At 66.2% G+C, this 9,743-nt stretch carries 7 protein-coding genes and 3 pseudogenes; 4 read left to right on the top strand and 6 right to left on the bottom strand.

The annotated features are described in order from the left end of the window. From VTU_RS31825 to glyA, 4 genes are all read right to left on the bottom strand, one after another. The coding region (locus VTU_RS31825) for an IS4/Tn5 family transposase DNA-binding protein (protein ID WP_010106547.1) at window positions 1-156 on the bottom strand (156 nt) is incomplete at its 3' end. A gap of 210 nt (window positions 157-366) precedes the next feature. Continuing rightward, on the bottom strand, window positions 367-2,019 hold the full coding sequence (locus VTU_RS0117480) for a hypothetical protein (RefSeq protein ID WP_010106546.1): 1,653 nt from the start codon (window positions 2,017-2,019) through the stop codon (window positions 367-369). 17 nt (window positions 2,020-2,036) lie between these two features. Further along, window positions 2,037-2,486 (bottom strand): transcriptional regulator NrdR, encoded by a 450-nt coding sequence (gene nrdR, locus VTU_RS0117475; protein ID WP_010106545.1) that lies wholly within the window; start codon window positions 2,484-2,486, stop codon window positions 2,037-2,039. Between the two features lie 24 nt (window positions 2,487-2,510). Next, the gene (gene glyA, locus VTU_RS0117470) at window positions 2,511-3,755 is read right to left on the bottom strand and encodes a serine hydroxymethyltransferase (RefSeq protein WP_010106544.1); all 1,245 of its coding nucleotides are present in this window, start codon (window positions 3,753-3,755) and stop codon (window positions 2,511-2,513) included. Window positions 3,756-4,172: 417 nt separating this feature from the next. Between glyA and yaaA the strand changes: the two genes are divergently transcribed. From yaaA to queF, 3 genes and pseudogenes are all read left to right on the top strand, one after another. Next, a complete protein-coding gene (gene yaaA / locus VTU_RS0117465) occupies window positions 4,173-4,991 on the top strand; it encodes a peroxide stress protein YaaA (protein WP_010106543.1) in 819 nt (272 codons plus the stop codon). Beyond that, a pseudogene (locus VTU_RS27920) lies at window positions 4,988-5,892 on the top strand (2OG-Fe(II) oxygenase). Before yaaA ends, VTU_RS27920 begins: the two are co-directional and overlap by 4 nt. A 60-nt stretch (window positions 5,893-5,952) precedes the next feature. After that, window positions 5,953-6,797 (top strand): annotated as a pseudogene (queF, locus tag VTU_RS27915) (NADPH-dependent 7-cyano-7-deazaguanine reductase QueF). Window positions 6,798-6,869: 72 nt separating this feature from the next. Here the strand turns inward: queF and VTU_RS0117450 are convergent. Then, window positions 6,870-8,075, bottom strand: coding sequence for a YbfB/YjiJ family MFS transporter (locus VTU_RS0117450; RefSeq protein ID WP_010106540.1), 1,206 nt, complete (start codon window positions 8,073-8,075; stop codon window positions 6,870-6,872). A gap of 182 nt (window positions 8,076-8,257) precedes the next feature. Here VTU_RS0117450 and VTU_RS0117445 point away from each other — a divergent pair, with 182 nt between their 5' ends. After that, entirely contained in the window at window positions 8,258-9,601 is a 1,344-nt protein-coding gene (locus tag VTU_RS0117445; RefSeq protein WP_010106538.1) for an MFS transporter, read from the top strand. A gap of 12 nt (window positions 9,602-9,613) precedes the next feature. Here the strand turns inward: VTU_RS0117445 and VTU_RS32960 are convergent. Continuing rightward, window positions 9,614-9,743 (bottom strand): annotated as a pseudogene (locus tag VTU_RS32960) (ribokinase); the annotation flags it as partial.

The following is a 9,743-nucleotide window of genomic DNA, read 5'->3' as shown; positions in this document are numbered from 1 at the left end:
GCGGTAGGCTCCGATGGTGTCGGCCCAATCGCCGCAGGCTTGGGGGATACTGGCTGTGGGCTTGGCACTCAAGCTCTCGATCAGATGGATCGCACGCTGTTTGCGTCTGGGGTCCCCCAGGTTCATGCTCTTGAATTCCGTGGCTACCCAGTTCATTGTGTGCTTTCGCTATGAAATAGGTAGCATAGCTCATGCGCGGGGGACTTGTGTATGACGAGATGGGTTTGGCTGTGATCTTGCCCGATGACCGGGCAACGTCCACCAAGCGTTTCGGGCAGACGTCGCCGTTCGCCCTGGTGCCGAGAAACAACGCCGCGCTGCGTTCGCCAAGCCCCGGCGGCGGGCGGCGTGACACGACGCCAGACGCTAAGTCACCTTGTTGTCCAGATGCGAAGGCAGCCAGCCCACGACGACCAACTGGCTCTCCTCGTCCCAAAAGAAATACAAACGAAAGCAATGCCGCGGGTTGTGCGCATTGCCTTTTTTCAGGTGGCGATCGAGAACCCGCCGATGGCCCGCATATTGCACGCTGTACTGATCGCCATTGCATTTGGTGGCGTTTCCCGTGTGCTCCTCCCTGAGGTGCAGGCTGGCCAACGCCTGGTCGTAGGCATGCTTTCTGTCCTCCCCCCCATAAATGCGCATCGGAACATAGTGCTCCTTGAGCAGGAGCAGCGCTTTATAGATCAGTTCGGGGTCTGCGTAGGTCGATTTGCGCACGCCCTGGATTGCGCGCGGCGTCATGACCAGCGCGCCGGCGAGTTGCTCCTCGCACCAGGACTCGAATTCGTCGAGTTCCTGCGGAATCGGCACGTCCTGCCGGCCTGGCGACTGCGCCAGCTGCTGTTCCAATGCGCAGACTCTTTGCCGCAGTTTGAAGGCCTGTTCCTTCGCGGCTTCCGCTTTTTGCTCGGCGGCGTTGCGCTCGTCCTCGGCGAGTTTGAGCAGGTCGTCGTACTCCTGCTTTTGCTCTTGCAAGCTGGTGCGCAGCGCCTCGTTGTCCCGCTCGAGTTGCACCAGATCGGTATCGCTGTCGCCGGCGGGCCTGGCTTGGCTGCGTTCTTTCTGCGCCGCCTGTTGGCGCACGAAGTTGAAGCTGGGCAGGCGCTGCTCGCGCTCATACCCCCGGACCGTATTCCACAGCACCTGGTTGACCAGCCAGGGTGCGAAGGCCAGGGGGCCTTTCTCATTCCATGCGGCGATGCGCTGCGCGAGCGCGAGCGGATGCCGTGAGGCTTCGTCCACACAGCGTTTGAAGCCGGACCGATAGGTTCGGACCGCCTGCTGGAATGTGGAGAGTTCGCGCCCGACCCGGTCCGAGAGCAGAAAACTCGCGCGCCCCGTCAGAACCACCACATGCGCCGCCCCCAGTGTTTGCTGCAGGAACCGCTCGGCCGGGATCGCCGTTTGGCTCGGGTCCTCGGAGCCTACCGGCAAGGATAGGACCACGACGTCGGCGATGCGCTCTGGCCGCTCGAGCAAGGCCAGCAGGGCGTCGACGTCGGCTTCGCTCGCGATGATGCGTGGCGTCTTGTGAATCAGTTCCCCGTCGAGTTCGGCCGGGCCAGCGCGCAGAATCTGTTTGGCGAAACCCGGGATCGAGCGGTCGAATGGCGCATTGTCGCCGCGCGTGGCGCAGATCAGCCGGGTGCCGAACTGCACCGTGCCCCGGGAATCGAGGCGCACGCCGACTTCGGTGATCCAGTCACGCTGCAGCACGCTTTGGTCGTCGTCGTCGAGTCGCGCCGCCCAGGACCGGGGTTCGGCCAGCGCCACGGCCGCGGCGCGCGGCGCGCCGATTTCCGATAGATCGAAGCTGCTTCGCTGCCAGGCTTCGGACGGGAGGCTGCGGCCGGACTTTTTTTCCAGCCAGCGCAGCACCTGATCGACCGTCGCGTCAAAGCGCTCCTGCGCTGTCTGGTTTCTGCGCGGAAGGAGTTTCACGGTGACCTGGCTGATCGGGCGAATCAGCGCCCGCGCCGGCTTGGCGGGGGTCGGGGTGGCGAACGGCTCAAGCATGTTTCCGGACTGTCGGGTTATTTGCGCACCTCGTCGACCATGGCGCGGAAGTCGTCGATGTCCTTGAAACTGCGGTACACGCTGGCAAAGCGGATATAGGCCACCTTGTCCAGCTTCTTGAGCTCGCGCATGACCCATTCGCCAATGCGGCTGGAGGGCACTTCGCGCGGCCCCAGGCCGAGCAGTTTTTCCTCGATGCGCTCGATCGCACCGTCGATCCGGTCGGTGCTGACCGGACGCTTGCGCAGCGCCAGATGGAACGATGCAAGCAGCTTGTCGTGCTCGTATTCGACGCGGCGACCGTCCTTTTTCACGATGGCCGGCAGGCTCACTTCCGGCCGCTCGTAGGTGGTAAAGCGCTTGTCGCAGGCGCTGCATTGGCGGCGCCGGCGGATGAACACCGCCTCCTCGGATACCCGGGTTTCGACGACCTGCGTTTCAAGGTGGCCGCAAAAGGGGCACTTCATGGGGGCGGTGGCGGGGCGTCAGGGTCAGGCGTAGACCGGAAAGCGCGCCGTGAGCGCGTCCACCTGCTCGCGCACTGCGGCGATATGCGCCGCGTCGTGCGGCTTGTCGAGCACGTCGGCGAACAGGTGCGCCGTGGCGCGCGCCTGTTCTTCCCGGAAACCGCGCGTGGTCATGGCCGGGGTGCCGATGCGCACGCCGCTGGTCACCATCGGCTTTTCGGGGTCGTTGGGAATGGCGTTCTTGTTCACGGTCATGTGCGCCGCGCCGAGCACGGTCTCGGCCTGCTTGCCGGTGATTCCCTTGGCGCGCAGATCGACCAGCATCATGTGGCTCTGCGTGCCGCCGCTGACGATGCGCAGGCCGCGCGCGCTCAGCGTCTCGGCGAGCACCTTGGCATTGCTGAGCACCTGCTCCTGGTATAGCTTGAATCCGGGTTGCAGCGCTTCCTGGAAGGCCACGGCCTTGGCGGCTATCACGTGCATCAGCGGGCCACCCTGCAGGCCCGGGAAGATGGCGCTGTGGATCGCTTTTTCATGCTCGGCCTTCATCAGGATGATCCCGCCGCGGGGGCCGCGCAGGCTCTTGTGCGTGGTGCTGGTGACCACGTCGGCGTGCGGCACGGGGTTGGGGTACAGGCCGGCGGCGATCAGGCCGGCGTAATGCGCCATATCGACCATGAAGGTCGCGCCCAGGTCCCGGGCCACCTTGGCAAAGCGGGCAAAGTCGATGTGCAGGCTGTACGCCGAAGCGCCGGCAATGATCAGCCGGGGCCGGGTGGCGTGCGCCTTGCGCTCCATGGCGTCGTAGTCTATGACTTCGTTCGCGTCCAGGCCGTAGGAGACCACGTTGAACCATTTGCCCGACATGTTCAGCGGCATGCCGTGCGTGAGGTGACCGCCCTCGGCCAGGCTCATTCCCATGATGGTGTCGCCGGGCTTGAGAAAGGCCAGAAAAACGGCCTCGTTGGCCGACGCGCCGCAGTGTGCCTGCACGTTCGCGGCCTCGGCGCCGAAGAGCTTCTTCACGCGCTCAATGGCCAGTTGCTCGGCCCGGTCCACGTGCTCGCAGCCGCCGTAGTAGCGCTTGCCGGGATAGCCTTCGGCGTACTTGTTCGTCAACTGCGTACCCTGGGCCCACATGACGGCGGGCGATGCGTAGTTTTCGCTGGCGATCAGTTCGATGTGCTGCTCCTGCCGGGCGTTCTCGGCCTGGATCACGGCAAACAGCTCGGGGTCGATTTGCTCGACGAGAAGATGGCGGTCGTACATGGTGGTCCTGCAAACTTGTATCCCTTGAGACAAGGGCTGCCCAGGCGAACGGCGGAACGCAAGAGCGAAAGGATTCCCTTGCGGCGCGCTCCCCGGTGGTTCGCAAGGGAGTCAAGCCCTTGCCGGTTTCCACATCAGCGGCAGCACCCCTGTGCCGGGTGGGGCGGGGTACGGCGCCTTATCGCCAGTCACGTGCATCCGCAAGTGTAGCCGACAGACACGCTCCTGACAGCCGATCAGAACCCGGCCGATCGCCAAGCGGAACTTGCTTTGGTTGATGGGCTGTGGGCCGGTGGAGCGGCGTAATCACCACGCACCCTGTACCATTTGGGGCGTTGCGGCCTGCATTTATGCTCCGGCCAGACCACCGACGGCCTTTCCCTCAGGCAGCTTCGGACCTCCGGCCCCACACCACACATGCTGTTTCTGCTGTCCCCCGCCAAAGCGCTCGACTACGACACGCCCCTGCCCGCAGGCCTGGCGCATTCCACGCCCCGGTTCCTTGCGCAGTCCGCCGCGCTCATCGAGGTGCTGCGCAGCAAGTCCGCGCAAGACCTTGCCGACCTCATGCACCTGAGCGACAAACTCGCCGCGCTGAATGTGGCGCGCTACCGGGCCTGGACGCCGCGCTTCACGTCCGCAAACTCGCGCCAGGCGCTGCTGGCTTTCAACGGCGATGTCTACGCGGGCCTTCAGGCGCGCACGCTGAGCGCAGCGGATCTCGACTGGGCACAGGAGCATGTGCTCATTCTCAGCGGTCTGTACGGCGTGCTGCGCCCGCTGGACCGCATGCAGGCCTACCGGCTGGAGATGGGCACGCGCCTGGCCACCGATGCCGGCAGCAATCTCTACCAGTACTGGGGCAGCCGGATTGCCAAGCATTTGAACACCCGCCTGCAGGCCGACGCCACGCCCGTGGTCGTAAACCTCGCGTCGCAGGAATACTTCAAGGCGGTGGACCGCAGGGCGCTCAAGGCACGCGTCGTCGAATGCGTTTTCGAGGACTGGAGAGGCGGCGCGTACAAGATCATCGGCTTGCACGCCAAGCGCGCACGCGGCCTCATGGCGCGCCATGCCATCACGCACCGCATCACCACAGCGCACGGGCTCGAAGGGTTTGCTCTGGACGGCTATGCCTTTGCCCCGGCAGCGTCCGATCCCGAGCGCCTGGTGTTCCGGCGCAAGGCCCCCGCACCCCGAACCCAAAACCCTGTTGCAACCGAAGGACCCGCATGACACAGCAATCCGACCCGCGACAAGACAGCACAACGAGCACCCAGCGCAGCAGCGCCGCCGCACAGCAGAAGGTCACGCCCGAATTACGCCGCTGGATCATCGAGCAAACCCAGGCCGGCTGCACGCAGGCCTCGCTGCTGCAATCCATGCGCAGTTCCGGCTGGAATGAGCAGGTGGCGGCCGAAGCGCTCGAGAGCACGCTGCACCAGCTCCTGGTCGAACCCGCCGCGCCACAGAGCCCGCCAGCCTCCATGCCCGGGCCGCGCCTGGACGAATCCCCGACCCGGGTGGACTGTGGCGACCGCACCGCAGACGTGCTGCTGAGCATGGAGCAGCCACGCATCGTGGTGTTTGGCAATCTGCTTGCGCCCGAGGAATGCGAGGCCCTGATCGCCGCCGCCGCGTCGCGCATGGCGCGCTCGCTCACGGTGGCCCCCGAAACGGGGGCGAAGAGTTCAACGACGCCCGCACCAGCGACGGCATGTTCTTCCACCGCGGAGAAAGCCCGCTGCTGCAGCGCATCGAAGCGCGCATTGCGCGCCTGCTGAACTGGCCCGTGGAAAACGGTGAGGGCCTGCAGGTGCTGCACTACCGCCCCGGCGCCGAGTACAAGCCGCATTACGACTACTTCAACCCCGAGGATCCCGGAACGCCGAAGATCCTCCAGCGCGGCGGGCAACGCGTGGGCACGCTGGTGCTGTACCTGGCCACGACCGAGAAAGGCGGTGGCACCGTATTCCCTGACGTGCACGTCGCCGTCGCGCCCCAGCGCGGCAATGCCGTGTTCTTCAGCTACGACCGCCCGCACCCCGACACGCGCACGCTGCACGGCGGCGCCCCGGTGATTGCGGGCGACAAGTGGATCGCCACCAAGTGGCTGCGCGAGCGGGAATTCAGGTGAAAACGGCTTGCGTATCCGCGCACCTTCAGCCGCTGAAAACATGACGCAACCGTGCAGACCATGAACCCGCCAGAACAATCCCGGCTCGGCAAGGCATCGACCTATGTCGACCAGTACGACGCCGCGCTGCTCTTTCCCATCCCGCGTGCCGACAAGCGGGCAGAGATCGGCATCACCGGCGCCGCACCCTTTTTCGGGGCCGACCTGTGGACGGCGTTTGAACTGTCGTGGCTGAATGCGCGCGGCAAGCCGCAACTGGCCCTGGCGCACATCACGGTGCCCTGCGAAACGCCGAACATCGTCGAGAGCAAATCCGTCAAGCTCTACCTGAACAGCTTCAACAACACCTGCCTCGCCGACGCCGCGCAGGTGCAGGCGCGCATCCGCGCCGACCTGGGCGAGGCCGTGTGGCGCGGCGCCGAGCGTTCGGCCGCGGTAGGGGTGACGCTGCTGGGCCCCGAACGGTTTGACCAGGAGCCCGTGCACGAACTCGACGGCCTGAGCCTGGACCGGCTGGACGTGGAATGCACGCACTACCAGCCCGCGCCCGAGTTGCTGCGTGCGCGGTTCGACGCGGCGCCCGTGTCCGAGGTGCTGACCAGCAAGCTGTTCCGGAGCAATTGCCCGGTGACGGGCCAACCCGACTGGGCGAGCGTGCAGATTGCCTACAGCGGCCCGCAGATCGACCAGGAAGGGCTGCTGCAATACCTCGTGAGCTTTCGCCGGCACAGCGAATTCCACGAGCAATGCGTGGAGCGCATCTTCATGGACCTGTGGACACGCTGCCAACCCGGCGCGCTGACCGTGTACGCGCGCTACACGCGCCGCGGGGAATCGACATCAACCCGCTGCGCACCAGCCGCCCGCAGGGCCTGCCGCGCAACGTGCGCACGGCACGGCAGTAGTCACCCCGGGTTGGACACGCGTGCCGGGCGACCAGGATCGCTTGGCCCCTGACCCGCAGCAGGGGATGGGCATTACGAATTTGTTCCGCCCGCACCCGCTGGCAGCAAGTAACCAACAAGAGGCACCAGGGTGGATGCGAGCAGCAGTGCCGCCCCTGCCAGCAACGCCGTGTCCAGCGTCCCCCGATCGCCGACCCAACCGGCCAGCGATGGTCCGATGGCCTGGCCAACGGAAAATACCACGGTGAAAAAGGCCATGCCCTTGGCCAGCAGTTCCGTCGGCATGCTCTTGCGCAGGAGCACGGCGACGGATGAGGGCGCGATGAACATGCCCAGGCCGAAAATGAATGCCGAAACGATGCAGGCTGCGAGGCTGCTTTCCAGCAACGGGAGCACCGAGCCGACGAAGGTCGTCGCGCAGCTCGCGGACAGCACCAATTCCGGTGGCATGTCCTTGAGCGCCCGGCGCCAGACGAAGGGCGACAAAGAGACCCCGGCGCCGAGCACGACCCAGATCGCAGTCCCCCATTGCCAGGACAGGCCCCGGTTGCGCAGCAGGGCGAAGATGAACGTCATATAGACGATATAGCCGGCGGCAAAAATGAAATATCCGAGCAGCGCCGATTTCAGGCCCGACAGGGGCAAGCGCGCCGCCGAGGCGCTATTGCCACCCCCATGGACGCGCCAAGCTTCGCGCAGTGGCCATAGCGACCCCAGCGCAGCGAGCAAGCCAAGCACCCACCACGCGTACATCCATCCCGCCGGACCCGTCACTGCGAGCACCGGGCTGACGAACAATCCGGAGACCGAAATACCGATCCCCGCGCCGGAGAAGAACACCCCGGTCGCGATCCCGTAGCGCTTCGGAAAATCCTGATAGCGGACGGCAATCAAGGCCCCCCCGCAGGCAAACGCCCAGGCCGCGCCAATGCCCGAGAGCAAACGGGCCACGCTCAGACCGACCAAGCTCGAACAAAACCCGGTGAAGACCAGCGTGGCGACCGTCATGCACAGACCGGCGGAAAACAGTTCGCTGGGACGGCGCCAACGCAGCAACCAGTAACCGGACAGGGCGCCGATCACATAGCCCAGGGCGTTGGCAGTGTTCAACCACCCGGCCTCGGCGTAGCTCAACCCGAAGCTCTCGCGCATCGCCGGCAGAACCAGGGCATAGGAAAAGCGCGCAAAGCCGTTGCTGACTGCCGCCGCCAACCCCAGACCGAAGGCCGGCCACAGACTGGGCGAGAGGGTTTGGGGGGATTGTTCGGCGGGGAGCATGCCGGATTTTCACCGTTTCTCCTGGGGCCGGCGTGCCCCCCGCGTGCCTTTCAGCGATTGGATTCCTTGGTGGATGCGGGCGCGCTTCGCCTATAGTGCCCGGCCGGCCGTGCGTTGCCCAGCGCCCCATGGCCCACGGTCGGCACCCTGCCCATTCCACCCATGCAATACGGTGACAAGCCATGCAAGCCAATGACCCAGCCAGCGCCGCAGCCGCGCAGCCCGTCACCGGGGCCCCGGAGTCTGCCGTGGCCGACCCGCCGCAGGCAGCGCGCAGCGGCCCCGGCTTGGCGGTTCTTTTGGCGACCGTGCTGCTGCCGTTCGCATTGGCGCATTTCATTTCCTATCTCTACCGCACGGTCAACGCGGTGGTGTACCCCGACTTGGCGCACGACCTGGGCCTGGCCGCGGGCAGCCTGGGCCTGTTGACCAGCGCCTACTTCCTCACGTTTGCCGCAGCGCAGCTGCCCATCGGCGTGGCGCTGGACCGCTTTGGCCCGCGCAAGGTCCAGGGGCCCATGCTGCTCGTCGCCGCCGCCGGTGCGGTGCTGTTTGCGCGGGCGCAGTCGCTGGGCGAACTGGTGCTGGCGCGCGGCATGATCGGCCTGGGCGTGGCCGGCTCGCTGATGTCGGCGATCAAGGCCGGTTCGCTGTGGCTGCCGCAGGAGCGGTTGCCGCTGAGCACCGCGATCCTGCTCGCGGTCGGCGGAATGGGTGCGATGGCGTCAACCACGCCCATGCAGTGGGCGCTGGGCCTGACCGACTGGCGCGGCGCCTTCCTGGCGCTTGCAGCCGGCACGCTGCTGGTCAGCGCGCTCATCTTCGGAGTGGTTCCCGAACACCCTGGCCAGAAAACGCAGACGCGCCTGCGCGACATGGTCCGCACCGTGGGCGAACTGTACCGGGCGTGGTCGTTCTGGCGGCTCGCGCTGTACACGCTGTTCGCGCACGCCACCTACATGGCGGTGCAGGGCCTGTGGATGGCTCCGTGGCTGCGCGACGTGGGCCATTTGGCGCGCCCGCAGGTCGCGCAGGTGCTGTTCGCCGGCACGGTTGCCATGGTCGCGGGTTCGCTGTTCTTCGGCTGGATCACCGACGCGGTGCAGAAATACGGCTTCAAGCCAGTGCTCGTATGCGGCACGGGGACCGTCCTCTTTCTGCTGTTCCAACTGCTCATGGTGCTGGGTCCTGGAACGCTCGCAGTGCATCCGCTGGTCGTGGCCGTGGGCTTCAGCTTCTTCGGCACCGCCACCACGATGAACTACGCCATCGTGGCGCAGAGCGTGCCCGGCCACCTGACCGGCCGGGTGAGCACCTCGTTCAATCTGCTGGTGTTCCTGCTGGCTTTCGGCGTGCAATGGGGTTTGGGCCTGCTGATCACCCAGTGGATCCCGCACCAGGGGCAGTATCCGCAAGCCGCATACCGTGCGGCACTGGGGCTGAATCTGCTGCTGCAATTGCCGGGGATCGTGCTGTGGCTCGGCTTCAGGCCGTGGCGGCGTGATTGCCGGACGCGCCAGGGCTGAGGCGGGCGCGTTTTACAGCCGGATCGGGTCGGGAGGCTGCGCGCTTTGCGCAACGGCTGCGCGGCTGGGGATCGAGGGCTGGGCGCCGGCCTGCAGCACGCACAGCGCGGCGGCGCGGATTCCCGCGCGCACGGCGGCGTCG

The organism is Verminephrobacter aporrectodeae subsp. tuberculatae At4, from assembly GCF_000193225.1.
Lineage (GTDB): Bacteria > Pseudomonadota > Gammaproteobacteria > Burkholderiales > Burkholderiaceae_C > Acidovorax > Acidovorax aporrectodeae.
This window is presented reverse-complemented; position numbering and strand designations above follow the sequence as displayed.

Coding starts and splice junctions, on each gene's coding strand:
- VTU_RS0117480 (WP_010106546.1), bottom strand. CDS start 2,019: ATGCTTGAGCCGTTCGCCACCCCGACCCCCGCCAAGCCGGCGCGGGCG.
- nrdR (WP_010106545.1), bottom strand. CDS start 2,486: ATGAAGTGCCCCTTTTGCGGCCACCTTGAAACGCAGGTCGTCGAAACC.
- glyA (WP_010106544.1), bottom strand. CDS start 3,755: ATGTACGACCGCCATCTTCTCGTCGAGCAAATCGACCCCGAGCTGTTT.
- yaaA (WP_010106543.1), top strand. CDS start 4,173: ATGCTGTTTCTGCTGTCCCCCGCCAAAGCGCTCGACTACGACACGCCC.
- VTU_RS0117450 (WP_010106540.1), bottom strand. CDS start 8,075: ATGCTCCCCGCCGAACAATCCCCCCAAACCCTCTCGCCCAGTCTGTGG.
- VTU_RS0117445 (WP_010106538.1), top strand. CDS start 8,258: ATGCAAGCCAATGACCCAGCCAGCGCCGCAGCCGCGCAGCCCGTCACC.